This window comes from Arthrobacter sp. NPDC089319, from assembly GCF_040684925.1.
Taxonomy (GTDB): domain Bacteria; phylum Actinomycetota; class Actinomycetes; order Actinomycetales; family Micrococcaceae; genus Crystallibacter.
The window spans coordinates 170573-196431 of sequence record NZ_JBFBGZ010000007.1 but is presented as its reverse complement, the minus strand read 5'-3'; the positions used below and the strand labels follow the sequence as shown (position 1 = coordinate 196431).

Here is a 25859-nt window from a genome sequence, read left to right as displayed (position 1 = left end):
CTGCGCACTCGCATGCTGTTAACAGATTCGACACCACGAAGGGGTTCAGCGGCAAGGGTTGGACCGCATCGTTGTGCAAACATGCTGCGCAAACAAGGGGGTGCCTGGCGCCAACACGGAGGCTTTTCGCGGGCGCCGGCTAGTGCAGGCCGCCGGCGCCGCCAGGCATGCCGGCCTTGATCAAATCCATGACGGACGAGTCCGCCAGGGTGGTGACGTCCCCGATCGGCCTGTCCTGCGCCACGTCTTTGAGGAGCCGGCGCATGATCTTGCCGGAACGGGTTTTAGGCAGCTCGGCCACCACCATGATCTGCCGCGGCCGGGCGATCTTGCCGATTTCCTTGGCCACATGGTCCCGCAGCTCCTGCACCACCTCGGGTCCGCCGTCGCCCGCCTCGCTGCGCAGGATGACGAAGGCGACGATGGCCTGCCCGGTGGTCTCGTCCAGGGCGCCGACAACCGCGGCTTCGGCGACTTTCGGATGGGCGACGAGCGCCGATTCGATTTCCGTGGTCGACAGCCGGTGCCCTGCCACATTCATGACGTCGTCCACGCGGCCCAGAAGCCAGATATCGCCGTCCTCGTCCTTCTTCGCGCCGTCGCCAGCAAAGTAGAGCCCCGGGAACCGCGACCAGTACGTCTCCACGTACCTGTCGTTGTCGCCCCAGATGGTGCGCAGCATGGACGGCCATGGTTCCTTCAAGACCAGGTAGCCGCCGGAGCCGTTGCCAACCGGAGTGCCCTCGTCATTGACCACGTCGGCCACCACCCCGGGCAGGGCCTTCATGGCGGCGCCGGGTTTACCGGCGGTAATCCCCGGGAGCGGACTGATCATGATGGCCCCGGTCTCGGTCTGCCACCACGTGTCCACCACGGGCGTCCGGTTGTGCCCGATGTTCTCCCGGTACCAAATATAGGCGGCGGGGTTGATCGGTTCGCCCACGGTCCCGATCACGCGCAGGCTGGTGAGGCTGTACTGGGCCGGTATCTCGGCGCCCCACTTCATGAACGTCCGGATGGCGGTCGGAGCGCAGTAGAGGATCGTGACCCTGTACTTGTCGATGATTTCCCACCAGCGGCCCTGGTGCGGGGTGTCCGGCGTGCCCTCATACAGCACGGACGTGGCGCCGTTGGCCAGCGGCCCGTACACGATGTAGCTGTGCCCGGTAACCCAGCCGATGTCCGCGGCCGTCCAGAAGATGTCCGACTCCGCCTTGAGGTCGAACACTGCCCAGTGGGTGTAGGCGCAGGCCGTGAGGTAGCCACCGGTGGTGTGCAGGATGCCCTTGGGCTTGCCGGTGGTGCCCGAGGTGTACATGACGTACAGCGGGTGTTCGGCGTCGAAGGCCTCGGCCACGTGATCGGTGGAAGCCAGCTCCACCGATTCGTGCCACCAGATGTCGCGGCCGGATGTCCAGTCGACCTCTTGGCCGGTGCGCCGGACCACCAGGACGTTGCGCACGTCCGGGCAATCCAGCAGGGCCTCGTCGACGGCGGACTTCAAGCCGTTGGCCTTTCCGCGGCGGTAGGCGCCGTCGCAGGTGATGACAAGGCGCGCGTCACAGTCGTGGATCCGGGTCCGGAGGGCGTCCGCGGAGAACCCGCCGAACACCACGGTGTGCGGTGCTCCGATCCGCGCGCAGGCCAGCATCGCCACCACGGTCTCCGGAATCATGGGCATGTAGATGGCCACCCGGTCTCCGGATCTGACGCCCAAATCGCTCAGCGTGTTCGCGGCCTGGCACACCATCTGGGTGAGCTGGGCGTAGGTGATGGTGCGTGAGTCCCCCGCTTCGCCTTCAAAGTAATAGGCGACCTTGTCTCCGCGGCCGGCAGCTACATGCCGGTCCAGGCAGTTGTAGGCGGCGTTGAGTTTGCCGCCGACAAACCATTTGGCGAACGGCGGATTTGTCCAATCCAGTACCTCGCTCCAGGGGTCGGCCCAGTCGAGCCGGCCTGCCTGCCGCGCCCAAAACGCCAACCTGTCGCCGTCGGCTTCGTCATAGTCCGACGGCATGGCGTTGGCTTGGGCGGAAAAGCTGGCGTCCGGAGGAAAGCGGCGCTGTTCGTGCAGCAGGTTTGCGAGGGTCTCATCCGATTCTGTTGGATCTGCGGCCATGGCCCCTCACCGTCGTCCCACCGGAAGCACGGCCCGTTTGAAGGTGGAGTTCGCGACCACCGCGCAGGAGCAGTACCAAGCGATGAGCGCCGTCAGGATGCCCAGCCAGCCGCCCAGCGCCGTAAGCCCGGCCGCCCCGGAGAAGGCGCCAAGGAACAGTGCGATGAAAGTCAGGGTCAGGAAGACAAAAACGGCGAAGACGCCCACACTGACCCGCCACGCGGACATGGTCATGTAGGCGGTAAAGATGGCCCACGCCAGGAGGTACAGGCCGACGGCTTTGCCGGCCTCCGCCGGCGGAAGGCTGCCCGCGCTGAACTGGCTCAAGTACCAGAAGGACAGCCAGAAGGCTCCGTAGGAGCAAAAGGCTGTTGCGCCGAAGACGTTGCGGTTGGCGAACTCCCAGATTCCCGCGGCAAACTGCGCCATACCGCCGTAAAACAGTGCCAGTCCCAGCACTACCGGTTCGTCGGCCTTGGGGATCATGCCGGCGTTGATAACACTCAGGACGAACGTGGTCATTGCGAAAGCGCCCAGGCCGAGAGCGGCCGGATCGGCAAAAAGTGGGCCGGCGCTCGCCGGTGGTGCCCCAACATTGCCTTGCGCTGGTACGGGATTTTCAGCCCTGCGACCACTTCCAGTCGGGACGGTTCCCGCCGCGGAGCTTGATTCGATACTCATGGTCCGACTCCTTGGTCAGCACCAGCACTGGTGCTTATATCAGGCTACACCTAAACATGCAAGCCCAGTGCGCGGCATCTTTGTGGTGCGCCTCACATCCGGGTGCGATGGGAGTCATCTGGCGCTTGGCGGAGCCGTATTTGGGTCCAAGTGCGCAGGCCGACGTCGTCGTCGGGTGCGGGCACAGAACGCCAGTTGATCAGTATTCGCCCTTGATCACGAAGAAGGAGCCGCGGATCACTCCCGCCAGTTTGGATTTCTGCCGCGCAAACTTGAAGCGCGATGCCAGCTCCTCTGGAACCTCCATGCCTTCGGATAACTTGAATCCGACGGCTCGCTTCCCGCCGGCCTCGATGCTGTACATGACGTTGATGGACAGCCCCGACTCGTAGAACACGTAGTCCATCCGCAGACCGTCGACTTCGAAGCCGGTCGCTTCGAGGGCGCGGGAGCCGATGACAATGTCGCGCTCCTCCTTGAGGATCCGGCTGACCCGGTCGATCACCTCCGGAGCCTCGCTTGCAGGGATAACGGTGAAGACGTGGTCGTACTTGTTGCTGTAGTAGCGTGCCTCGTTGGCGCGTAATCCTGCCAGGGCCTCGGCGACCGGCGACGATTCCAGACCCACAGTAGAAACGTTCTTGAAGTCGACTACGTACGGCATGGCTCCCCCTGATGAGATGTTTGTGGACCACCGAGCGTCCTGCGGTTGATCCACGGTACAACGGCCCAGACCGTGGACCAGCAAGACATGGCGTCCATGCACGCTTACGGTGGTGTTCCCCGGCGCTCGGGTACCGAGTCGTCGGTAGATGCTGGCACCAGCATCAACATCGCGCCGATGAGGAAGCACAGGGCTCCCGCGAGAGTGCCGAGATTGGACAGCTGGGCGTTCCAAACATCGCCGCTCGACGGTATGACGAAGGCCGCGACGGCCGAGATGCCGAACGCAATTGAGCCGATCAGGTTCATCACGCCGATCTTCCACTCCCGAGGCTTGGGCCGGTTTGCAATGGCGCCTCGACCGGCATCCCACAACGCCACAGCGCTGGCAATTAGGAAGGCAATTGACCCCAAAGCGTCGGGTCGCCAGACCCGCTGATCGATCAACTCGGCGCTGAGGTTGTCGTTGACCGCGTTGGCCGTACTCCAGTTGAACCACAGCGTGCCGGCAAGCTGGACAGCGGCAGCGAGCCAGGTGGGATTCCGCGGCGCCCACACCCACAACGAATGGCGCCGTGCGGCCCCTACTCCTGGGAGCGCGTCAACGGCTTCGCGGTACTGCAGGAACGCCGCAGAGGTGAAGAACAGCGATCCGAGGAAGAAGGTGACGGCGCCCGCGCGCAATCCCACGGCGTCGGCGTAGAACGGCACCGCTCCCAAGGCGAACAGGCTCGAACCAATGATGAATAACCCGGCTGTCCACCGCTCCCGTCCGGCCGCATGGTCCGCGCTCGGGACCCCAGATCTCCGCCCGCCCCTGGAGGCAGCCCGGCCGTGGACGGCGCCGGCATCGTCAGCCGCCGCGGGCGTCCCCGCGACTGGAATCGGGAGCACATGGGTGATCACGAAAGCCACTGCCACAGCCACCACCACTTGGGGTGTCACGGCCACACCGTCCGGGCCCAGCAAGAGCGTGGCCAGCAGGGTCGACGTCAAGGGCAACCGCAGCATGGCTGCGCACATGGCTCCCATGCCCATGCCGATCCCTGCGGCGGGATCCATTCCGGGCAAGCCGGCGGCAGCAAGGCCTAGCGCCGCGCCGATGAACATTGAAGGGAACACCGGCCCGCCACGAAATGCGCTCAGCGAGAGTCCGTAGGCCAAGCTTTTACAAACGATCAGCAGGACCAGCACCCCAAGCGAGTAGTCCGCGCCATGTTCAACCAGCTCAGGAAGTGCATCTTGGCCCGAGAACAGCACTTGCGTGAAGCTGTGCCCGGAGATCAGCTGGTACGCCATCGCGGTCAGCCCGATCAGCAAGCCAAGCAAAGACGTCACCAACACCCGGTTCAGATGCACCACACGACGAAGCTTCAGCGCGGCCCAGCGGACCAACCAGCCCAACAGTGCGCCGACCGCGCCCATGATCACCGCCCAGCCCAATGACGCCACCGTCGGCGGCACCGCGGGCGGCACCACGGGCAGCGCCAGCGAGAAGCTACCCAACCCGGTCCAGCTGTCCAGGCCGACGAACACCAGCGCACCGACGCCTGAAGCGAGCAGCCCGGGCAGCGCCATCAGGCTCAGCGTCATTCCCCCGATCCCGGCGGCCTCCATGATCAGGAATGCCCCGAGTACGGGAGAGCCGAGCAGGGTACTGATCGCGGCGAAGCTGCCGGCAGACGCCATGACGGTCTGCGCCATCGGCGGGGCGTCCTTTTTCACCAGGTGCACGGCCAGCGCCCCGAGGCCGCCACCGATCGCGATCAACGGAGCCTCGGGCCCCAGCACTGCACCGAGGCTGAGGGTGGTCAGCGCCGCGAGAATGATGCCCACCAACTCCCGGCCGCTGGGCGGACCGCCTCCCGTCGCGAATCCGAATGCGGGCGAATGGCCGCCGGTTCCCGGCAGGTAACGGATGGTCAAGGCCGTCATCAGCCCACACAGCACCAGCCATGGCACCGGCCACCACGCGGGCGCGGGACCCCCAATGACTTGACTCGGCAGTTCGACGAAGACGTACTGCTGGAGCGCCGTGACCAAAGCGAGAAATCCGTAGGCAATAACCGAGATGGGAACGCCCAAGATCGCTGCCAGCACAAGCGCAGCGATATACCTCCGGGACCGGATCACTTGCAGCGGATCCAGGTTGGTCGGTGGCGACGCGGCAGGCTCGCTCATGTCCGGCCTGCCGGGACACCTTGAAGCGAGGAAACGGTTTCGGGGTGCCCACGGAAACAGTTAAGCATCGCTTCTCCTTCGGCTTGCCGTCCGTTGGACGAGGAGCCGCTGGTCAGGTCTCACACGCGATAGAGGCTGTTCAGTTGCCTGTGCGCCACGCTAGCGCGGCCAAATGGGTGGTGCCTTCACCCGATACGGGTGAAATCGAACCAAGAGGCACCGGCGGAACTCTGGAAGGGCGGGGCGGACACTGGTCACGAAGGCGCGCACCGACCAGATAGCCCCAAGGAGGCCGGGCGGCTCCAGCGGTGGCCGTCAACAAAAATGGGCCCCCATGGGGACCCAGAAACTACTCATTGAACCCCAGAGGCCCACAAGCCTTAAGGGGAAAATACGTGCCCGAGGTGGGATTCGAACCCACACGAGTTTCCCCGCCGCATTTTGAGTGCGGTGCGTCTGCCGTTCCGCCACTCGGGCATGCACCATTCGCAAAAGTCGATCGTCCACACTGTGAAAACCGTCATGCTGCTTGGTGCGCGAATCTACTCTACATGCAGATAGGCTATTTCACGGAACCGACGCCATGGTGAATGGCAACGAAACAGTCTAGGAGCGCCAGTGCCTGAACAAACCGAGTCTGCCCCCGCTCGCCGCGTCGTCGTTGCGGAGGACGAAACCCTGATCCGCTTGGATATCGTCGAGATCCTCCGCGGTGAGGGCTACGACGTCGTGGCTGAAGCCGACAACGGCGAGAAGGCTGTCGAACTGGCCCAGGAGCTGAAGCCGGACCTGGTCCTGATGGATGTGAAGATGCCGGTGATGGACGGGATTACGGCCGCGGAGCAGATCGTGAAGGCGCGTATTGCCCCGGTGGTGCTGCTGACCGCCTTCAGCCAGAAGGAACTGGTGGAGCGTGCCCGCGATGCCGGTGCCATGGCGTACGTGGTGAAGCCCTTTTCGCCGGCGGACCTGATTCCCGCCATCGAGATCGCGCTGTCCCGCCACGACGAAATCACGGCGCTGGAATCCGAGGTCTCCGACCTGCAGGAGCAGTTCGAGACGCGCAAGCTGGTGGAGCGCGCCAAAAGCCTGCTGATCACCAAGATGGGCCTGACCGAGCCGGAGGCGTTCCGGTGGATCCAGAAGACGTCGATGGACCGCCGCCTGAGCATGCGCGAAGTCGCCGAGACGATCATCAACCAGGTGAACTAGCCGGGTAATCTGGGCGGCCGGTCTCCACGCAGCCGCGAGCGGCTTTGGTCGACCACCGACAAGAACGGGCTCCGGAAATTTTCCGGAGCCCGTTCTTCTATGTTGTGGCTAGGAGACCGGCCAGGGTCCGACCTTTTCGGGGCGCGGGTGCGAGTGCCCGTTGAGCACTTCGCCGGCGTCGGCCAGGTCTCCCACCCGGTGGACCTTGAGCGAGTTGGTGGAACCGGCCTTGCCGGGGGGCGAACCGGCGGCGATGACCACCAGATCGTCGATCTCCACCAAACCCCGTTCGTAGAGGATCCGATCCACTTGGGCGGTCATCTGGTCGGTGTGCTCCACGAATTCGACCACGAGCGGCTGGATCCCCCACGTCAGCGAGAGCACGTTCAGCGTGGACTGCAGCGGTGTGAAGGCATACACCGGCCGGCCCGGACGCAACCGGCTCAGCCGCCGCGCGGAGTCGCCTGACTGGGTGAAGGTACAGATGTACTTGGCATCCAGCTGGTCGGCAATCTGCACGGCCGCCCGGGTGATGGCACCGCCGCGGGTCTTGGGCTGGCTGCCCAACGGCGGCACGCGGTCCAGACCGTGCTGCTCGGTGGACTCGATAATCCGCGCCATCGTCTGGACCGTTTCCAGCGGGTACTTGCCCACGCTGGTTTCGCCGGAGAGCATGACAGCGTCGGCCCCGTCGAGGACGGCGTTGGCGCAGTCCGAGGCCTCGGCCCGCGTGGGCCGGGGGTTGTCGATCATCGATTCGAGCACCTGGGTGGCAACAATCACCGGCTTGGCCCAGCGGCGGGCAAGTTCAATCGCACGCTTCTGCACCAACGGGACGTCCTCCAGCGGCAGTTCCACGCCCAGGTCACCGCGGGCCACCATGATGGCATCGAACGCGTCGATGATCTCCTCGATCGCATCCACCGCTTGCGGCTTCTCGATCTTGGCGATCACCGGTACCCGCCGGCCCTCTTCGTCCATGATCTCGTGGACCCGCTGGACGTCGGCGGCGTTGCGCACGAAGGACAGCGCCACCATGTCCACGCCGGTCTTGAGGGACCAGCGCAGATCGTCCTCGTCCTTCTCGCTCAGGGCCGGGACGTTGACTGCCACGCCGGGCAGGTTGATGCCCTTGTTATTGGACACCACGCCCGCCACCGTCACCTCGGTGACCACCTTGACGTCGTCCACTTCGATCGCCTTCAGCGCCACTTTGCCGTCGTCGATCAGCAGGGAGTCTCCCACCTTGACGTCGCCGGGCAAGCCCTTGTGCGTCGTCGAGCAGATTTCGGCGGTTCCTTCCACGTCCTCGGTGGTGATGGTGAACCGGTCCCCCACCGCCAGGTGGTGGGGGCCGTCCACGAACCTGCCCAGCCGGATCTTAGGACCCTGCAGGTCGGCGAAGATCCCCACCGGCCTGCCCAGCTCGGCGGAGGCCTTGCGGACGTTGTCGTAAGTCTGCTGATGCACGCCGTAGTCGCCGTGGCTCATGTTCATCCGGGCCACGTCCACCCCGGCCTTCAGTACGGCAAGGGTGGACTCATAGCTGGCGATGGCAGGGCCGAATGTTGCAACGATTTTTGCGCGTCTCATATCCCTACCCTAATCAGAATGCTGCGGGCGCGCAGGCAACGCCATGCTACGGCAGCACCGCGATCGCCCGGTCCTGCGGGGCAACCGGGGCGTGCAGCCGGGTGGTGCCGGTCAGCCACTCGTCGACGGCAGCGGCACAGGCGCGGCCTTCGGCGATGGCCCACACGATCAGGGACTGTCCGCGGCCAGCGTCGCCGGCCACAAAGATGCCCTCCGCATTGGTCATGTACCTGCCGTCCCGGCCCACGTTTCCGCGCTGGTCGAAGGCCGCGTCCACCTGCTCGCCCAGCTCGGATTGCTCCGGCCCGGTGAAGCCCAGCGACAAGAGCACCAGGTCTGCCGGGATTTCGCGCTCGGTGCCGGGCTTGGGTACCCGCCCGCCGTCCACGTACTCGGTCTCGGCCACCTTCAAGGCAGTGACTACGCCGTTCTCGCCCACGTACTCAACGGTGGAGGCAAGGTAGGTCCGTTCGCCGCCCTCCTCATGCGCGCTGGCCACTTCGAACAGCGTGGGGAACGTCGGCCACGGCTGGTGCGCAGCGCGCTCGGCCGGCGGCTGCTTGCCAATGGCCAGCGTGGTCACCGAGGCGGCCTGCTGCCGGTGCGCGGTGCCCAGGCAGTCGGCGCCGGTGTCGCCGCCGCCGAGGATCACCACGTGCTTGCCCCGGGCATCGATCTGATCGGGAACCGATTCCCCGGCCACCACCCGGTTGGCCTGCACCAGGTAATCCATGGCGAAGTGCACGCCCGACAACTCCCGGCCGGGCAACGGGAGGTCCCGCGGTACGGTGGCGCCGGTGGCGATCACCACGGCGTCGTACCGGCGGCGCAGCTGATCCCAGCTGATGTCCTTGCCCGCTTCGATCCCGGTCCGGAAACGCGTGCCCTCGGCGCGCATCTGGTCCAGCCGGCGGTCCAGATATTGCTTCTCCATCTTGAAGTCGGGGATGCCGTAACGCAGCAAGCCGCCGATCTTGTCGTCGCGCTCGTAGACCGCCACGGTGTGGCCGGCCCGCGTCAGCTGCTGCGCTACTGCGAGCCCTGCGGGGCCGGATCCGACGACGGCGATGGTGTGGCCGGTCAACCGCTCCGGCGCATGCGGCGTCACCCAGCCTTGCTCGAAGGCTTCCTCGATCACCGAGACTTCCACCTGCTTGATCGTCACCGCCGGCTGGTTGATGCCCAGCACGCAGGACGCCTCGCAGGGGGCCGGGCACAGCCGGCCGGTGAATTCCGGGAAGTTGTTGGTGGCGTGAAGCCGTTCAATCGCTTCCTGGCCCATGTCGCGCCAGGTCAGATCGTTCCACTCCGGGATCAGGTTGCCCAGCGGGCAGCCCTGATGACAGAACGGAATGCCACAGTCCATGCAGCGGCCCGCCTGGCTGCGGAGCACGCCCTTCTCCTGCGCCTCATAGACTTCTTGCCAGTCCATGATGCGCACGGGGACGGGACGGCGCGGCTGGGTCTCCCGGTCACGTACTTTCAAAAATCCGCGTGGATCAGCCACCGGTTACCTCCAGGATTCGGGTCCAGACAACGTCGCCGTCGGGGTCCAGCCCCTCGGTTTCGGCGTTCGCCCGGGCTTGCAGCACTGCCGCGTAATCGCGCGGCAGCACCTTGGTGATGCGGGTCAGGGTGTCTTTGAGATCCTCAAGCAGCTGGGCAGCCAGCCGGGAACCGGTCTCCTCTGCCTGCTTCTTGAGCAGCGCGGCGATGGATTCTTCGTCCACGGCGTCCGGCCGCAGCAGTTGCAGCTCCCCGCTGTCCACGCCCTGGGTGTTCAAACGGGCAGGATCCAAATCCAGCACGTAGGCCACGCCGCCGGACATGCCCGCACCGAAGTTTCGGCCGGTCGGGCCCAGGACCAGGGCCACGCCGCCGGTCATGTACTCGCAGCCGTGGTCGCCGATTCCCTCGACGACGGCGGTGGCACCCGAGTTCCGCACAAGGAACCGCTCGCCTACCTGGCCGCGCAGGAACATTTCCCCGCTGGTGGCGCCGTATCCGATGACGTTGCCAGCGATCACGTTCTGCTCGGAGGCGAACGCGTTGGCCCGATCCGGCCGCACGATGATCCGTCCGCCGGAGAGCCCCTTGCCCACATAGTCGTTCGAGTCGCCCAGCAGGCGCAGGGTGATACCGGCCGGCAAGAAGGCGCCCAGCGACTGACCGGCCTGGCCGGTCAGCGTGACGTCGATGGTGTCGTCCGCCAGCGACTGTACCCCGAACCGCTTGGTCACTTCGTGGCCCAGCATGGTGCCCACGGACCGGTCCGTGTTGATGATTTCCAGGCTGATCCGGACCGGCTCGCGCCGGGTCAGCGCGTCGGCGCTCATCGCGATCAGCTGGTTGTCGAAATGCTTGTCCAGTTCATGGTTCTGCGTGGTCAGGTTGCGCAGCGGAACGTCGGCGTCGGAGCCGTAGCCGCGCAGGATCGGCGCCAGGTCAAGGCCGTCGGCCTTCCAATGGTCGACCGCTTCGCGGGTGTCCAGCAGCTCGGCATGGCCAATGGCTTCTTCCAGGCTGCGGAAGCCCAGTTCCGCCAGCAGCTCGCGCACTTCCTCCGCGATGAACTCGAAGAAGTTCACCACAAACTCGGGCTTGCCGGTGAACCGCCGGCGCAGTTCAGGGTTCTGCGTGGCAACGCCCACCGGGCAGGTATCCAGGTGGCAGACGCGCATCATGATGCAGCCGGAAACGACCAGCGGCGCGGTGGCGAAGCCGAACTCCTCGCCGCCCAGCAGGGCTGCGATCATCACGTCGCGGCCGGTCTTCAACTGGCCGTCCACCTGCACCACCACGCGGTCGCGCAGTCCGTTGAGGATCAGCGTCTGCTGGGTCTCCGCCAGCCCCACTTCCCAGGGGGCGCCGGCATGCTTGAGCGAGTTCAGCGGACTGGCGCCGGTTCCGCCGTCGTGCCCCGAAACAAGGACGACGTCGGCCTTCGCCTTGGTCACGCCCGCAGCCACGGTGCCGATTCCAACTTCGGAGACCAGCTTCACGTGCACGCGCGCCGAGGGGTTCGAGCGCTTCAGGTCGTAGATCAGCTGCGCCAGGTCTTCGATTGAGTAGATGTCGTGGTGCGGCGGCGGCGAGATCAGGCCCACCCCGGGCGTTGAGTGCCGGGTCCGGGCCACCCAGGGGTAGACCTTCTGGCTCATTAGCTGGCCGCCCTCGCCGGGCTTGGCGCCCTGGGCCATCTTGATCTGGATGTCCTTGGCGTTGGTCAGATACAGGCTGGTGACCCCGAACCGGCCGGAGGCCACCTGCTTGATCGCCGACCGGCGCTCCGGGTCGAGCAGCCGGTCCACGTCTTCGCCGCCTTCGCCGGTGTTCGACTTGGCGCCGAGCCGGTTCATGGCGATGGCCAGCGTCTCGTGTGCCTCCTGCGAGATGGAGCCGTAGCTCATCGCACCGGTGGAGAAGCGCTTGACGATGCTGGAAACCGGCTCGACCTCGTCCAGCGGGACCGCCGGGCGGTCGCCGGACTTGAACTTCAGCAGGCCGCGCAGGGTCATCAGTTCCTTGGACTGGTCGTCCACGCCGCGGGTGTAGGCCTTGAAGACGTCGTAGCGGCGCTCCCTGGTTGAATGCTGGAGCCGGAACACGGTCTCCGGGTTGAACAGGTGCGGAGGTCCTTCCCGGCGCCACTGGTACTCGCCGCCGGTTTCCAGCGTCCGGTGCGGATCCTCGATCCCGTCCGACGGGTATGCCTGGGCGTGGCGGGCCGCGGCTTCGGCGGCGATCACGTCGAGTCCGACGCCGCCCAGCTGGGACTGGGTTCCGGCGAAGTACTGGTCCACCAGCGACTGGGACAAGCCAATCGCTTCGAACGTCTGGGCGCCGCAGTAGGAGGAGACGGTGGAGATGCCCATCTTGGACATGATCTTCAGCACGCCCTTGCCCAGGCCCTTGATCAGGTTCTGCACGGCCTGGGCTTCGGTCACGCCCTGGAGGTGACCGTTGCGCACCAGTTCCTCGCAGCTTTCCATCGCCAGATACGGGTTCACCGCCGAGGCGCCGAACCCGATGAGCACGGCAACGTGGTGGACCTCGCGAACGTCGCCGGCTTCCACCAGCAGCGAGATCTTGGTCCGGTTGGCGCTCTTGAGCAGGTGGTGGTGCACGGCGCTGGTCAGCAGCAGCGTCGGGATCGGCGCCCACTGGGCGTTCGAGTCCCGGTCCGAGAGCACAATGAATTTCACGCCGCGGTTGACGGCGCCGGAGACCTTTTCGCAGATTTCCTGCAGCCTGGCCGCCAGCTCGGTAGCGCCGCCGTCGGGCCGGTAGAGGCCGCGCACCTTCAGCGTGACGCGGTTGCCCTCCTCGTCTTCCATGGCGGTGATCTTGGCCAGTTCGTCGTTATTGACCACCGGGAACTTCAAGGCCACCTGGGTGGTGCGCACTTGTCCGGTGGCCAGCAGGTTGCCGTCCGGACCGATCGAGGAACGCAGCGACGTCACCAGTTCCTCGCGGATTGCGTCCAGCGGCGGGTTGGTGACCTGAGCGAACGACTGCACGAAGTAGTCGAACAGCAGCCGGGGCCGCTTGGAGAGCACCGCGATGGGGGTGTCGGTGCCCATGGCGCCGAGCGGTTCGGCTCCGGTGCGGGCCATCGGGCCCAGCAGGATCCGCAGCTCTTCGTGCGTGTAGCCGAACGTCTGCTGGCGCCGGTTCACCGATGCCGTGGTGTGCACCACGTGTTCGCGCTCGGGCAGGTCCTCCAGCCCGATCATGTTCTCTTTGAGCCATTCGCCCCACGGGTTGGCCGTCGCGACCTCGGCCTTGACCTCCTGGTCTTCGACCAGCCGTCCGGCCTCGGTGTCCACCAGGAACATCTTGCCCGGCGAGACCCGGCCCTTCTGGACCACCTTGGCCGGGTCAATGTTGACCACGCCGACTTCGGAGGCCAGCACCACCAGCCCGTCGTCGGTCACCCAGTAACGGGCCGGACGGAGGCCGTTGCGGTCCAGCACCGCCCCGACCACCTTGCCATCGGTGAAGGACACCGCGGCGGGGCCGTCCCACGGCTCCATCAACATGGAGTGGTACTGGTAGAAAGCGCGCCGCTCCGGATCCATTGTGGCGTGGTTTTCCCACGCCTCCGGGATCATCATCATGATGGCGTGCGTGATCGGCCGGCCGGAGAGCATCAACAGTTCGGCGACTTCGTCGAAAGACGCGGAATCGGAAGCACCCGGGGTGCAGATGGGGAAAAGCTCTTCCGGTGTATCGCCCAGCAGCGGACTCTTCAGCTGCGACTGCCGGGCGCGCATCCAGTTGCGGTTGCCCTTGACCGTGTTGATCTCGCCGTTGTGCGCGATGGTGCGGAACGGCTGGGCCAGCGGCCAGGAGGGGAAAGTATTGGTGGAGAAGCGGGAATGGACGATGCCGAGCTTGGTCTTGAACCGAGGGTCGGAGAGGTCCGGGTAGAAGGGTTCCAACTGCGCGGTGGTCAGCATGCCCTTGTAGACAATGGTCTTCGATGACAGCGACGGGAAGTACACCCCGTACTTGTTTTGGGCGCGCTTGCGCACCCGGAAAACGCGGGCGTCCAGATCGTTGCCGCCGGCATTGCCGGCATCGAGTCCCAGGAACACCTGGACAAAATGGGGCATGCAGGACCGGGCCATAGCGCCGACCAGTTCGGAGACCACTGGCACTTCGCGCCAGCCAAGAACGGTGAGGCCTTCGGAGGCGGCCAGGGACTCCACGCCTTCCCGCGCTACCGCGGCTTCGGCGTCATCGCTGGGCAGGAAGGCGGTTCCGGCCGCGTACTGGCCCGGCTCGGGCAGTTCGAAGCCCACCACTGCCCGGAAGAATTCGTCGGGGATTTGGGTGAGCAGCCCGGCTCCATCACCGGTTCCTTCATCGGCGCCGACCGCGCCGCGGTGTTCCAGATTGCGCAGCGCCGTCAGCGCCGCATCGACAATGTCATGCCCGGGTTCGCCCCTGAGGGTGGCGATCACGGCCAGGCCGCAGGCATCCTTTTCGTTTGCGGGATCGTACAGCCCGGTCTGCTCCGGGTAGGCGGCGAAACGACTGAACGGCGATTGCACTGTGCTGTGCTGGTGCCCGTGTCCGCCGCCGAGGATGCGTGGGGTACTCGACCCCTTGAATGGAGGAGTCATCTGAACTTCCTTCTCCTAGATGTACGTGAGAAGGGGACGGCACTGGCCCCGCCCGGTTCAGCTTGCGGACAAGCCGGCCCGTGATCCACTGGGAATAGAAGTGGCATGCTCCCCCGGAACAGCGCATTCGATGTTCAGGGTTCGGAAGGGGCCGCAATGGATAAACGGTGCGGTCGATCAGCCACGACCGCCGGGGACCGCACTAGTGGTGCGCCTTGACCGGCGGATCATCCACGTCAGTGTGGTCGGCACGCTGCATTTCTGCCTCCGGGCGGTAGCCCGGGATGATGCGCGCCAGTTCGTTCCGGACTGCCGATGAGGGCCGACCGAACCGCAGAACCTGTCAGTTCTACGGTAGAGAGACGATAGCACGGCGGGCGCCATGTAACCCATATTTTTCCGGATTTTTAACGAGGGTTTTCCAGATTGTTAACAGCGGATTGTTAGCCAGATGTTGAGGCGACAGCACAAAGCCGCCGGAACGAACGCACCGCGTTCGTTCCGGCGGCTTCACGGGCCCGCTAGTCCCTTGTCCGCTTGTTCTCCGCCCCTTCGGCGCTCGACGGGTTGGAGCTGTTCTGGGCGTCAGTGGCGGCGGGCTGCCCGCCCTCTGAGCCGAGCTCCGCCGCGGGCACCTCAGCGGCCTTCTCCCCCGCTGCCGGTGAGGACCCGGCGTCGCCGCGGGAGGCGGGGACACCGTCGTCGTCGGTGGAAGCGTCCTGGCGCACCTCGGCAGTTTCCGCAGCCGCTTCCACGCTGTCCGCCCCACCGGTCGGTGCGCGGCCGGGCAGGTACACCGAATCGGTTTCCGCGGTGCGAGGCTGCCGCGCGAGCACTATGAAGATCACCACGGCAACTACCAGCAGCAGCAGCGACGTCCAAACGTTCAGGCGCTGGGTGATGCCCAGGATCGTGATCATCTCTGCATCGTCGATGCGCAGCATTTCGATCCAGATTCGGCCCAGGGTGTAGAACGCGACGTACAACCAGAACAGCATGCCGCGGCGGAACTTGAAGCGCTTGTCCAGCAGCAGCAGCAGGGCCACGCCGGCCAGGTTCCACAGCGACTCGTACAGGAAGGTGGGGTGGAACAGGGTGCCAGGGGCCGCGTCGGCCGGGAAGTTGGGGCTGTCCGCGTCGACCTGCAGACCCCAGGGCAGCGTGGTGGGGGCGCCGAAGAGCTCCTGGTTGAACCAGTTGCCCCAGCGCCCGATGGCCTGGGCCAGCAGCACGCCGGGGGCAGCCGCATCCATGAAGGCCGGCAGCTTGATGCCGGCCCTGCGGCACGCGATCCAAGCACCCAGCAGGCCGAAGGCCACCGCCCCCCAAATGCCTAGCCCGCCGCGCCAGATCTGCGGAATGAGGGCCAGGTCGCCGTTCGGACCGAAGTACGCATCGGGCGAAGAGAAGACGTGGTAGAGACGGCCGCCGATGATGCCGAACGGGATGGCCCAGATGGCCGCGTCCCAGATGAATTCATCGGGTCCGCCGCGGGCCTTCCAGCGGCGGCTGGTGAGCCACAGCGCCGCCACAATGCCCAACAGGATGCACAGGGCGTAGGCGTGGATCGTGAGCGGGCCGATGCTGAATCCGGACCAGCCGGGGCTGGGGATGGATGCCGGGACGGCCATTGCAATAGTCGTGCTGTACACCAGATTCGTCCTCTAGGCCGAAGTTTGAAGGTCGGAGCGTGGCCGCGGGAGAGCCGCTGACCCACCGGTCATTCTGTCAGGCGCGGGCTGTGCCTTCGCTCAGCCGCGCCGCCAGTGCGCCCAGTGCATCCACACCGGAGCGGCCGAGTTCGGCCACCAGCGCCGTGCCCACGATGGCACCTTCGGCGTAGGCACCGATTTCCCGCACGTGTTCCGCGCTGGAGACACCCAGGCCGACGCACACCCGTTCGGCGCCGGCCTCGTGGGCGGCCTGGACTACTCGCTCCGCTGCGCTGGAGACATTCTCGCGGGCGCCCGTGACTCCCATGATCGACACCGCGTAAACGAAGCCGCGGCTGGCCTTGACCGTCATGGCCATCCGTTCCGGCGAGGACGAGGGAGCGACCAGGAACACCCGGTCCAGTCCGTACTTATCCGAAGCCTCGAACCATTCGGCGGCCTCGTCCGGAATCAGGTCCGGGGTGATGAGCCCGGCGCCGCCGGCCTCTGCCAAGCGGCGGGAGAATTCGTCAACACCCATCCGCATGACCGGGTTCCAGTAGGTCATCACCAGCACCGCGGCGTCGCAACGGGCGGTGATGCCGGCGACGATCTCGAACACCTGGCTGACCCGGAAGCCGTCCTTCAGCGCCTGAACCGTGGCGGCCTGGATGACCGCACCGTCCATCACCGGGTCGGAGTACGGAATGCCGATCTCAATGACATCGGTGCCGTTCTCCGCCAGCGCGACGGCGGCGTCGATGGTGGTCTGGACGTCCGGGTACCCTGCGGGCAGGTAGCCCACCAGGGCGGTCCGGCCCGCGGCCAGGGCCCGGTCGATGGCGGCCGCCGACTTGCTGGCGGTAGCGGTATTGTTCACAGCTGCTCTCCTTCGGAGCCGATTCCAGCCTCGGGTGATTCCTGCGGGAGCAGGCCGAACCACTCGGCGGCGGTGGCAACGTCCTTGTCTCCCCGGCCCGAAAGGTTCACCACAATGATCACGTCCTGCGGATTGTCCTTGCCCTCGGTCAGGCGCTGGCCCACGCGCAGCGCACCCGCCAGGGCGTGCGACGATTCGATCGCCGGGATGATGCCTTCGGTCCGGCATAGCAGCCGGAAGGCATCCATGGCTTCGGTGTCCGTGACCGGTTCATAACTGGCCCTGCCGATGTCCGCCAGGTAGGAGTGCTCGGGTCCGACGCCGGGGTAGTCCAGTCCGGCGGAGATCGAATGCGACTCGATCGTCTGGCCGTCCTCGTCCTGCATCAGGTAGGAGCGTGCGCCGTGCAGCACACCGGGCCGGCCCAGCGTGATGGTTGAGGCATGGCGGCCTGTTTCCACGCCGTCGCCGCCGGCTTCGAAGCCGTAGAGCGCTACCTGGCGGTCGTCCAGGAAGCCGTGGAAGATGCCGATGGCGTTGGATCCGCCGCCGATGCAGGCGCAGACGGCGTCCGGCAGGCGGCCGGTCTGATCCAGGATCTGGGCGCGGGCCTCCTCGCCGATGACCTCATGGAAGTGTCGCACCAGCGCGGGGAAGGGATGGGCCCCGGCCGCGGTGCCCAGCAGGTAGTGGGTGTTCTGCACGTTGGCCACCCAGTCGCGCAGGGCTTCGTTGATGGCGTCCTTCAGTGTCTGCGACCCGGCGGTGACCGGTACCACGGTGGCGCCAAGCAGTTCCATCCGGGCTACGTTCAGGGCCTGCCGGCGGGTGTCTTCGGCACCCATGTAGACCACACACTCCATCCCGAGCAGGGCGGCCGCGGTGGCGCTGGCCACGCCGTGCTGGCCCGCGCCGGTCTCCGCGATGATCCGGGTCTTGCCCATGCGCTGCGCCAGCAGGGCCTGGCCCAACACGTTGTTGATCTTGTGCGAGCCGGTATGGTTCAGGTCCTCGCGCTTGAGGAAGATCCGGGCGCCCCCGGCATGCTGGGAGAAGCGCTTGGCTTCGGTCAGCAGGGAGGGCCGTCCCGAGTAGTTCTTGTTCAGCTCGGCCACCTGGGCGACAAACTCGGGATCGGCTTTGGCCTTTTCGAAGGTGTCTTCCAGCTCGTCCAGTGCCGCTATCAGGGACTCGGGCATCCAGCGCCCGCCGAAGGCGCCGAAGTACGGCCCGGGGGCATGGCGCAGGCTGTTTCCGGCGAGGAAAGCGTCGACTGCTTCCTGTGGGTTTCCGGACTCGGCCGGGGTGTCGGGGCTCTGCGTCATGGCGGTCCTCATCTTGTGCTGGGGGCAGGCCGCGGAACCACGGATGGCCGCTGCCCGCCCCTGAAGGATTCTTACGTAGTACGGGCCGTTGCCTCAGCGGCGGGCGGCAACGGCTTCGGAGCCGGCGGCGCCGAATTCGGCGACGGTTGCTTCCGGATCGCCCATCGTGACCAGCGCCTCGCCCACCAGCACGGCGTTGGCACCCTGGCTTGCGTAGTCGCGGACATCGGCCACCGAGCGGACGCCCGATTCCGCCACGACCACGGCGTCGGCCGGGATCCTGCCCACAAGCTCCGCGAACAACGAGCGGTCAACATCCAGCGTCTTGAGGTTGCGGACGTTCACTCCGATGATGCGCGCGCCGACGGCCACGGCCCGGGCAATCTCCTCGGCGGTGTGCGTCTCCACCAAGGCGTTCATGCCCAGCTCGTGCGTGAGGGCCAGCAAGGCCCTCAGCTCGGCATCGTCCAAGGCGGCGACGATCAGCAACACCAGATCCGCACCATGGGCGCGGGCCTCGAAGATCTGGTATTCCTCAACGTTGAAGTCCTTGCGCAGCAGCGGCAAGTCCACCACGGCGCGCACGGCGTCGAAGTCGGCCAGTGAACCGTTGAACCTTCGCTGCTCCGTCAAGACGCTGATGACGGCGGCGCCGCCGCGTTCGTAAGCGGCGCCCAATTCGGCGGGGTCGGCGATCGAGGCAAGCTCTCCCTTGGACGGGCTCTTGCGCTTGACCTCGGCAATCACCTTCAGTGCGGCACGGGGGGAATCGTTGCCGCCCAAGGCAGCGTAGGCATCGCGCGCTGCGGGCGCTTCGGCGGCCAGCCGCTGGATCTCCGCGAGCGGTACCTGGGCGCGCCGGGATTCGAGGTCTTCCCGGACCCCAACGATGATGTCGTCGAGAACGGTCACGCTTAGTGTCCGCTGCCCTGGATCTTGCTGCCGTCCACGCCGTAGCCGGCCTTCTTCATGATCCAGCCGGCGATCAGGCCAAGGATCATCACGACCACGCCGGCCCAGAAAATCACGTTCGAGGCCATGGCGAAACCGATGCCGGCCACGATGGAGCCGGCGATCATGATGAACACGCAGGTCCAGGCGGCGGGGCTGTTGCCGTGGCCGATGACTTCGTCGTGGATGCTGCCTGCCGGATCCGTCTTCATTGCGGTCTCGGTGGTGGTGGCGTGGTTGGCCATGATGTTTCTCCCTCTAAACGGTTCTGCTTCTTCATTCTGCCATTGTTTAGCGGCATGGCAGGCCAGTATGACACGCTCGCCGGCGGCCCCGCCTCCCGCCCGGAGCCGGCGCCGGCGGTTCAGTCGGTCGGATCCTCGCCGCGGCTGAGCTGGTCCCAGCTGTCGATTTCATCGACGCTGCCGGCCCGGTCGGAGGGCAGGCCGTCGGCCTGGCGTTCGGCGGCCGGCACGTACTTCTTCGACGCGGCCCAGGACCGACCGGCCAGCACCAGCCAGACAGCCGTCGCCACCAGCAGGATCCCGGACACGGCCGCAAGGTACGGAAAGACCGTGACGACGACGTCGGCCTCTCCCCCGATCTGGCCGGTTGCCTCGCCGATGGCGGCCGAGGCGGCTGCCGCGGGATTGGCCACCACGGCCAAGCTCGCCGCGGCAATGCCGATGCCTGCTGCTGCGAGCAGCACGGCGATCACGATGCGCGCAATCCGGCCGGCAATGGACGCCGCCAGGCCTGCGGCCAGCGCCACCAGGGCCAGGGCTGTCACGGCGGTGGCGGCGTCACTGCCGGCCACGCTGACGTCGGGGGTCTGTACCCTGGTTCCCGGGAGATGGGCGGTGAGCCAGGTCTGCGTCGTGGTCCCGAAGGCGGCCAGGGCGACCGCCGCCGCGGCGAGCACCACCATGCCCTTGCGCTGCCACCGTGAGCCGCCGGTCTTCCGTTCCGGTTCCTGGCCCTTGGCCGGTGTGGTCTTGTCCCCGCTCATTGCTGCCCCTTCACCGGCACATGCGCCGGATTGGCCTGATGCAGCCGCGCCGCCAGCGTCACCGCCCGCAGCGGAGCCGCCGCCTTGTTAACGGTCTCGAGCGCCTCGGCCTCCGGCTGGGAATCGGCCACGATCCCGCCGCCGGACTGAACGTAGGCGATGCCCCCGCGCAACAGCGCGGACCGGATGGCTATGGCCATGTCCATGTCCCCGGCGAAGTCCAGGTAGCCCACCACTCCCCCGTAGATACCGCGGCGGTGTGGTTCCAGTTCATCCAGCAGCCGCAGTGCCCGCGGCTTGGGGGCGCCGGAGAGCGTCCCGGCCGGGAATGTCGCGGCCAGCACGTCGTAGGCGGTCTTGTCCGGGGACAGCCGGCCCACCACGGTGGAGACCAGGTGCATGATGTGGCTGAACTTTTCCACTTCCATGAACTGCGTGACATCAACGCTGCCGGGTTCGCAGACCTTGGAGATGTCGTTGCGGGCCAGGTCGACCAGCATCAGGTGCTCTGCGCGTTCCTTCTTATCCGCCAACAGTTCCTCGGCCAGTTCCTTGTCATGTTCCACGCTGTGTCCGCGCGGCCGTGAGCCGGCGATCGGGTGCGTGATGACTTCGTCGCCGGTTACGGTGACCAGCGCTTCCGGGGAAGACCCCACAATCGAGTAGCCCACGCCGTCGGAGTCTTCCAGGCTGAACAGGTACATGTAGGGGCTGGGGTTGAGGTTCCTCAGCACCCGGTAGACGTCCAGCGCAGAGGCCGAGCATTCGGCCTCAAACCGGCGGGAGATCACCACCTGGAACACTTCGCCGTCGACAATTGCTTCCTTGCCGCGGTCCACGGCTGCCAAATACTTATCGCGGGCCCAGCGATGGGTCACGCTGTTCATCAGCTCGTCAGTTGCCAGCGCGGAATCTTCCAGCACGGACACCTGCTGCGCCAGCGGCTCGGCCAGCTGGGCCAGCATGTGCTTGGCCCGCTTGACCGCGTCCAGCCACGCCTCGTCGACCCGCTCGTCGCGGTTGTCGAAGTTGATCGCATTCGCAATCAGCGTGACTGTGCCTTCGGCGTTGTCGTGTACGGCCAGATCGGTGACCAGGTTCATGGCCAGTTCGGGCAGGTTCAGGTCGTCCTCCGGCGGAGAGGTCAGCTTCTCCCAGTGGCGCACGGCTTCCCAGCCGACAAAACCGACCAACCCGGAGGTCAGCGGCGGCAGCGCTTCGAAGCGTTCGGTGCGCAGCGCCTCCACGGTTGCGCGCAGGGCCTCCACCGGGTTGCCCTCCCGCGGCACCCCCACCGGCGGTTCGCCCAGCCAGTGCGCCTGCCCGTCCTTGGTGGTCAGCGTGGCCCGGGAATGGGCCCCGATGAACGAATAGCGCGACCAGACGCCGCCCACCGCAGCGGATTCCAGCAGGAAGGTGCCCGGCCGCTCGCCCGCGAGTTTGCGGTAGATCGAAATCGGGGTCTGTTCATCGGCGAGCACCTTGACGGACACCGGGATCACCCGTCGGTCCCGCGCCAAGGTGCGGAATTCCTCCAGGCTGGGGCTGATGACTCCGAGGTCCTGCATGCGTTATCCGTCTTTCACTTCAGTCGCTGATCAAGCTGGGGTTGGGGAAAGGTGCGGGCGGCTTCTTCAGCTGCCCAGCGCTGGTCCGTCGTCCGACGCCGGACGGTGGCCGGCAACGGCGCCGAGGTCGCGGCCGTCAAAGCAGGTGCGCGTGCCCGTGTGGCAGGCCGCCCCCACTTGATCCACCCGGACCAACAAGGCATCGCCGTCGCAGTCCAGGGCCACCGACTTGACGAACTGAACATGCCCGGAGGTGTCGCCCTTGCGCCAGTATTCCTGCCGCGAACGTGAATAAAACGTCACACGGCCGCTGGTCAACGTGCGGTGCAACGCCTCATCGTCCATCCAGCCAAGCATCAGCACCTCGCCGGAATCGAACTGCTGGACCACCGCAGCCACTAGACCGGAGGCGTCGCGCTTAAGCCGCTGGGCGACGGCAGGATCAAGGGCCGCCGGACCCGCGGCGGGCGGCAGGGTATTCGGGGATTCAGGCTGGGAAGACATCCCTACAAGTCTAGTGCCAAGTCCCGGTGCCCCCTGCCCGCGCCAGGACGGCTTGGAGGGACAGGATTTGCCGCCCGAAACCGGCGGCTTCGTGCTAGGTTCAGGAGTGATGCATTACGTAAATCCGTCCCGTGAAGTCCTGGCCGAGACCTTGCTGGCTGCCGGGCCGGATGCGCCTACCCTGTGCGAGGGATGGAAGACTGCCGAGCTCGCCGCGCACCTCTATATCCGTGAACACCGGGTGGGTGCCGCACTCGGGCTGGCCTTTAAGCCGCTCGCCAAAGTTTCCGACGACGCCACACGGAAGACGGCTGACAAAGCCCGAGCAACGGCCGGCTACGCCAAACTGGTGGAAGCCTTCCGCGCCGGGCCACCGGCCATATCGCCGCTCAAGGTCCCGGCCGTGGACAATGTGGCCAACCTGGTCGAGTTCTTCGTCCATACCGAAGACGTGCGCCGCGCCACCGACCGCTGGGCGCCGCGCGCGCTCGACGAGGACTATTCAACCGCCCTGTGGGACGACCTGGTCAAGCGTGCCGCGCTGTTGTACCGGGGCGTGGATCTGGGCATCGTGCTGGTGCGTCCGGATGGACCGCGGCACGTGGCCAAGCGCGCGCCGGTATCGGTGGCCATCGTCGGAGAACCCAGCGAACTGCTGATGCATGCCCACGGCCGCACCAAGCACGCCCTGGTCACCTTTGAGGGCCAGCCCGATGCGCTGGCCCTGCTGGAGAGTGCCGAAATCGGCCTCTGAGACTCAGCGGACCGGATAGCCCGCGTCCCGGATAGCCTGCTTCACCTGGGCGATCGCGTCGTCGGGGCCAAAGTGGAACACCGAGGCGGCCAGCACTGCGTCGGCTCCGGCGGCCACGGCCGGCGGGAAATGCTCCGGCTTGCCGGCCCCGCCGGAAGCGATCAGCGGAACATTCACCGCGGCGCGGACGGCGCGGATCATTTCCAGGTCGAATCCGTCCTTGGTGCCGTCCGCGTCGATCGAATTGAGCAGCAACTCCCCCACGCCGCGCTCGGCTGCTTCCTTCGCCCACTGCACCGCGTCGATCCCGGTACCCTTGCGGCCGCCGTGCGTGGTGACTTCGAATCCGGAGGCTACCGAGGGATTGTCGGTGCGGCGGGCGTCCAGCGAGAGCACCAGCACCTGGGAACCAAAGTGGCGGGTGATTTCGTCAATCACGTCAGGCCGGGCCACCGCGGCGGTATTGATCGCGGCCTTGTCCGCCCCGTACCGCAGCAGCTTGTCCACGTCGGCGACTTCCCGCACGCCGCCGCCCACCGTCAGCGGGATGAAGACTTCCTCCGCGGTGCGGGCCACCACGTCGAACGTCGTTTCGCGGTTCCCGGAGGAAGCGGTGACGTCCAGGAACGTGAGCTCATCGGCGCCGGCACGGTCGTACCGGTGCGCCAACTCCACCGGGTCGCCGGCGTCGCGGAGGCCTTCGAAATTAACTCCCTTGACCACACGTCCGGCGTCGACGTCGAGGCAGGGGATAACGCGGATGGCAACAGTCATGGCTTACTCCGGAGCAATCAGATGCGGCAGGCGTGGATGGTGCTGACCAGAATGGCCCGGGCGCCGAGATCGTAGAGCTCATCCATGATCCGGTTGGTCTGGGTCCGGCGGACCATTGAACGCACGGCCACCCAGCCGGTGTCGCGCAGCGGCGAGACCGTGGGTGACTCCAGACCGGGGGTCAGAGTCGCGGCGGCATCCACCAGGTCCTTGCGGATGTCGTAGTCCATCATCACGTATTCCCGGGCCACAATGACGCCGCGGAGGCGGCGCATCAGCACGTCCAGCCCGGGCGGAGGGTTCTCGCCGGAGCGGCCGATCAGCACGGCCTCGGATTTCAGGATGGGGTCGCCGAAGATCTCCATGCCCGCGGCACGCAGGGTGTTGCCGGTTTCCACCACATCGGCGATGGCATCGGCAACACCCAGCCGGACGGAGGATTCAACCGCGCCGTCCAACCGGACCACTGAGGCTTCGATGCCGCGCTCGGACAGGTAGCTGCGCAGCAGACCGTCGTAGCTGGTGGCCAGGCGCTTACCGTTCAGCTGCTCGGCGCGGGAGAACTCCCCCACCGGGCCGGCGAAGCGGAACGTGGAGGTCCCGAAACCGAGGTTCATCAGCTCCACGGCTTCCACCTGGGCATCCAGGAACAGGTCGCGGCCGGTGATGCCGACGTCCAGGGTGCCGGACCCCACATAGACGGCGATGTCGCGCGGGCGCAGGAAAAAGAACTCAATATCGTTGTCCGGGTCGGTCATGACCAGTTCGCGGGAGTCGCGGCGCTGGCGGTAACCGGCTTCCCCCAGCATGGCGGAGGCGGCCTCGGACAGGGATCCCTTGTTGGGAACAGCTACACGGAGCATGTGAAAGTCTTTCTGGAATCGGCTCGGCCGCAGCGCGGCCTTCAAGGATGGATTCGGCCTGGGTCCGGGCGGGGCGCCGACGAGGGCGGCGTCCCGCTACAGATGCTTGTAGACGTCCTCCAGCTGCAGACCCTTGGCGATCATCAGGACCTGCAGGTGGTACAGCAGCTGGGAGATTTCCTCGGCGGCGGCTTCGTCGGATTCGTATTCGGCTGCCATCCAGACTTCGGCGGCCTCTTCGACGACCTTTTTCCCGATCCCGTGGATGCCGGAATCCAGCTCGGCTACCGTACGGGAGCCTTCCGGACGCTGCTGCGCCTTGTCGCTCAGTTCCGCAAACAGGGATTCGAAGGATTTCACGCCCTTTAGCCTACGTCAGGAGCGCGGGACGGCGACAAACCGCCGTCCCCATTGTGACGAACCCCTCCGGCGCGACGGGGACGCCATCCGGGGCGCCGGGGCTTCGCTCAAACGCCCAGGCCCCGGAGCGTAGCCGCTGTCGTTAGGGCCGCGGTGACGGCTTCGTGCCCTTTGTCCTCGCTGGAGTCCGCCAGCCCGGCACGGTCCAAACCCTGCTGCTCCGTATCGCAGGTGAGCACGCCGAAGCCCACCGGCGTGCCGGTCCGGACGCTGACATCGGTCAGGCCCTCCGTGGCGGCCTGGCACACGTACTCAAAGTGCGGCGTGCCGCCGCGGATCACGACGCCGAGAGCCACCACTGCGTCATAGTGCGGGGCCAGCCGGGCGGCCGCCACGGGCAGCTCGAAGGCGCCCGGCACACGGATCAACGCAGGGTCCTCAATTCCCGCCTCGGCGGCCGCGCGCAGCGCGCCGTCGACCAGACCGTCCATGATCTGGGTGTGCCAGCTGGCGGCGACAATGGCGAGCTTCAGCCCGCCGGTCGCCTCCTGCAGGCCGGTGATGTCGATGACTGGGGCTCCGTGTCCGCTCATGTTCTTCCTTCGTGAATGTCTAGTCGGTAGTGGATGGTGTGGCCGG

General features: G+C 66.4%; 21 protein-coding genes and 1 tRNA gene. 2 read left to right on the top strand and 20 right to left on the bottom strand.

The features are described from left to right. Positions 1-139: 139 nt before the first annotated feature. The 5 genes from acs to AB0N75_RS12325 form a co-directional block, all read right to left on the bottom strand. Positions 140-2119 (bottom strand): acetate--CoA ligase, encoded by a 1980-nt coding sequence (gene acs, locus AB0N75_RS12345; protein ID WP_364650021.1) that lies wholly within the window; start codon positions 2117-2119, stop codon positions 140-142. A 6-nt stretch (positions 2120-2125) separates the two neighbouring features. Next, a complete protein-coding gene (locus AB0N75_RS12340) occupies positions 2126-2800 on the bottom strand; it encodes an acetate uptake transporter (RefSeq protein ID WP_364650018.1) in 675 nt (224 codons plus the stop codon). A 199-nt stretch (positions 2801-2999) separates the two neighbouring features. Beyond that, on the bottom strand, positions 3000-3464 hold the full coding sequence (locus AB0N75_RS12335; protein ID WP_364650015.1) for a phage tail protein: 465 nt from the start codon (positions 3462-3464) through the stop codon (positions 3000-3002). Positions 3465-3568: 104 nt separating this feature from the next. After that, on the bottom strand, positions 3569-5644 hold the full coding sequence (locus tag AB0N75_RS12330; protein ID WP_364650012.1) for a chloride channel protein: 2076 nt from the start codon (positions 5642-5644) through the stop codon (positions 3569-3571). Positions 5645-6040: 396 nt separating this feature from the next. Next, positions 6041-6121 (bottom strand) — tRNA-Leu (locus AB0N75_RS12325). Between the two features lie 141 nt (positions 6122-6262). Here AB0N75_RS12325 and AB0N75_RS12320 point away from each other — a divergent pair. After that, positions 6263-6856, top strand: coding sequence for a response regulator (locus AB0N75_RS12320; RefSeq protein ID WP_364650009.1), 594 nt, complete (start codon positions 6263-6265; stop codon positions 6854-6856). Positions 6857-6964: 108 nt separating this feature from the next. Here AB0N75_RS12320 and pyk read toward each other — a convergent pair whose 3' ends face one another. From pyk to hisI, 11 genes are all read right to left on the bottom strand, one after another. Beyond that, positions 6965-8449: a pyruvate kinase gene (pyk, locus tag AB0N75_RS12315; protein WP_364650006.1), complete on the bottom strand. Its 1485-nt coding sequence runs from the start codon at positions 8447-8449 to the stop codon at positions 6965-6967. A 46-nt stretch (positions 8450-8495) separates the two neighbouring features. Continuing rightward, complete coding sequence (locus AB0N75_RS12310; RefSeq protein ID WP_364650003.1) at positions 8496-9956, bottom strand: glutamate synthase subunit beta; 1461 nt, start codon at positions 9954-9956, stop codon at positions 8496-8498. After that, on the bottom strand, positions 9949-14580 hold the full coding sequence (gene gltB, locus AB0N75_RS12305; protein ID WP_364650000.1) for a glutamate synthase large subunit: 4632 nt from the start codon (positions 14578-14580) through the stop codon (positions 9949-9951). The genes AB0N75_RS12310 and gltB overlap by 8 nt, the downstream gene beginning before the upstream one ends. Before the next feature lie 521 nt (positions 14581-15101). Continuing rightward, positions 15102-16211: a prolipoprotein diacylglyceryl transferase gene (lgt, locus tag AB0N75_RS12300; protein ID WP_364649998.1), complete on the bottom strand. Its 1110-nt coding sequence runs from the start codon at positions 16209-16211 to the stop codon at positions 15102-15104. Positions 16212-16308: 97 nt separating this feature from the next. Next, positions 16309-17112 (bottom strand): tryptophan synthase subunit alpha, encoded by an 804-nt coding sequence (gene trpA, locus AB0N75_RS12295; RefSeq protein WP_364649995.1) that lies wholly within the window; start codon positions 17110-17112, stop codon positions 16309-16311. Next, entirely contained in the window at positions 17109-18437 is a 1329-nt protein-coding gene (trpB, locus tag AB0N75_RS12290; RefSeq protein ID WP_364649992.1) for a tryptophan synthase subunit beta, read from the bottom strand. Before trpB ends, trpA begins: the two co-directional genes overlap by 4 nt. A gap of 93 nt (positions 18438-18530) precedes the next feature. Then, the gene (trpC, locus tag AB0N75_RS12285) at positions 18531-19349 is read right to left on the bottom strand and encodes an indole-3-glycerol phosphate synthase TrpC (protein WP_364649989.1); all 819 of its coding nucleotides are present in this window, start codon (positions 19347-19349) and stop codon (positions 18531-18533) included. Between the two features lie 2 nt (positions 19350-19351). Then, a complete protein-coding gene (locus AB0N75_RS12280; RefSeq protein ID WP_364649986.1) occupies positions 19352-19633 on the bottom strand; it encodes an HGxxPAAW family protein in 282 nt (93 codons plus the stop codon). A gap of 119 nt (positions 19634-19752) precedes the next feature. Next, a complete protein-coding gene (locus AB0N75_RS12275) occupies positions 19753-20397 on the bottom strand; it encodes a Trp biosynthesis-associated membrane protein (RefSeq protein WP_364649983.1) in 645 nt (214 codons plus the stop codon). Next, on the bottom strand, positions 20394-21965 hold the full coding sequence (locus AB0N75_RS12270) for an anthranilate synthase component I (protein WP_364649980.1): 1572 nt from the start codon (positions 21963-21965) through the stop codon (positions 20394-20396). The genes AB0N75_RS12275 and AB0N75_RS12270 overlap by 4 nt, the downstream gene beginning before the upstream one ends. A gap of 66 nt (positions 21966-22031) precedes the next feature. After that, complete coding sequence (hisI, locus tag AB0N75_RS12265; protein WP_364649977.1) at positions 22032-22469, bottom strand: phosphoribosyl-AMP cyclohydrolase; 438 nt, start codon at positions 22467-22469, stop codon at positions 22032-22034. 109 nt (positions 22470-22578) lie between these two features. Here hisI and AB0N75_RS12260 point away from each other — a divergent pair, with 109 nt between their 5' ends. Next, positions 22579-23223: a TIGR03085 family metal-binding protein gene (locus AB0N75_RS12260; RefSeq protein ID WP_364649974.1), complete on the top strand. Its 645-nt coding sequence runs from the start codon at positions 22579-22581 to the stop codon at positions 23221-23223. Between the two features lie 3 nt (positions 23224-23226). On the opposite strand, the gene hisF is transcribed toward AB0N75_RS12260, so the two are convergent. From hisF to ribH, 4 genes are all read right to left on the bottom strand, one after another. Further along, the gene (hisF, locus tag AB0N75_RS12255) at positions 23227-23997 is read right to left on the bottom strand and encodes an imidazole glycerol phosphate synthase subunit HisF (protein WP_364649971.1); all 771 of its coding nucleotides are present in this window, start codon (positions 23995-23997) and stop codon (positions 23227-23229) included. Positions 23998-24014: 17 nt separating this feature from the next. After that, positions 24015-24860 carry an ATP phosphoribosyltransferase gene (gene hisG, locus AB0N75_RS12250; protein ID WP_364649968.1) on the bottom strand — a complete coding sequence of 282 codons (846 nt, stop codon included), beginning with the start codon at positions 24858-24860 and terminating at the stop codon, positions 24015-24017. Between the two features lie 96 nt (positions 24861-24956). Next, positions 24957-25220, bottom strand: a complete 264-nt coding sequence (locus AB0N75_RS12245; protein ID WP_127514683.1) for a phosphoribosyl-ATP diphosphatase — start codon at positions 25218-25220, stop codon at positions 24957-24959. A 107-nt stretch (positions 25221-25327) separates the two neighbouring features. Beyond that, positions 25328-25813 (bottom strand): 6,7-dimethyl-8-ribityllumazine synthase, encoded by a 486-nt coding sequence (gene ribH / locus AB0N75_RS12240; RefSeq protein ID WP_364649965.1) that lies wholly within the window; start codon positions 25811-25813, stop codon positions 25328-25330. Positions 25814-25859: the final 46 nt, after the last annotated feature.

Excerpts from the sequence above, each read along its gene's own strand:
- acs (WP_364650021.1), bottom strand. The coding sequence starts at position 2,119 with ATGGCCGCAGATCCAACAGAATCGGATGAGACCCTCGCAAACCTGCTG.
- AB0N75_RS12335 (WP_364650015.1), bottom strand. The coding sequence starts at position 3,464 with ATGCCGTACGTAGTCGACTTCAAGAACGTTTCTACTGTGGGTCTGGAA.
- AB0N75_RS12260 (WP_364649974.1), top strand. The coding sequence starts at position 22,579 with ATGCATTACGTAAATCCGTCCCGTGAAGTCCTGGCCGAGACCTTGCTG.
- AB0N75_RS12270 (WP_364649980.1), bottom strand. The coding sequence starts at position 21,965 with ATGCAGGACCTCGGAGTCATCAGCCCCAGCCTGGAGGAATTCCGCACC.
- hisF (WP_364649971.1), bottom strand. The coding sequence starts at position 23,997 with ATGACTGTTGCCATCCGCGTTATCCCCTGCCTCGACGTCGACGCCGGA.
- ribH (WP_364649965.1), bottom strand. The coding sequence starts at position 25,813 with ATGAGCGGACACGGAGCCCCAGTCATCGACATCACCGGCCTGCAGGAG.
- AB0N75_RS12330 (WP_364650012.1), bottom strand. The coding sequence starts at position 5,644 with ATGAGCGAGCCTGCCGCGTCGCCACCGACCAACCTGGATCCGCTGCAA.
- hisG (WP_364649968.1), bottom strand. The coding sequence starts at position 24,860 with ATGCTCCGTGTAGCTGTTCCCAACAAGGGATCCCTGTCCGAGGCCGCC.
- gltB (WP_364650000.1), bottom strand. The coding sequence starts at position 14,580 with ATGACTCCTCCATTCAAGGGGTCGAGTACCCCACGCATCCTCGGCGGC.
- lgt (WP_364649998.1), bottom strand. The coding sequence starts at position 16,211 with ATGGCCGTCCCGGCATCCATCCCCAGCCCCGGCTGGTCCGGATTCAGC.
- trpB (WP_364649992.1), bottom strand. The coding sequence starts at position 18,437 with ATGACGCAGAGCCCCGACACCCCGGCCGAGTCCGGAAACCCACAGGAA.
- hisI (WP_364649977.1), bottom strand. The coding sequence starts at position 22,469 with ATGTCTTCCCAGCCTGAATCCCCGAATACCCTGCCGCCCGCCGCGGGT.
- AB0N75_RS12280 (WP_364649986.1), bottom strand. The coding sequence starts at position 19,633 with ATGGCCAACCACGCCACCACCACCGAGACCGCAATGAAGACGGATCCG.
- AB0N75_RS12275 (WP_364649983.1), bottom strand. The coding sequence starts at position 20,397 with ATGAGCGGGGACAAGACCACACCGGCCAAGGGCCAGGAACCGGAACGG.
- AB0N75_RS12340 (WP_364650018.1), bottom strand. The coding sequence starts at position 2,800 with ATGAGTATCGAATCAAGCTCCGCGGCGGGAACCGTCCCGACTGGAAGT.
- pyk (WP_364650006.1), bottom strand. The coding sequence starts at position 8,449 with ATGAGACGCGCAAAAATCGTTGCAACATTCGGCCCTGCCATCGCCAGC.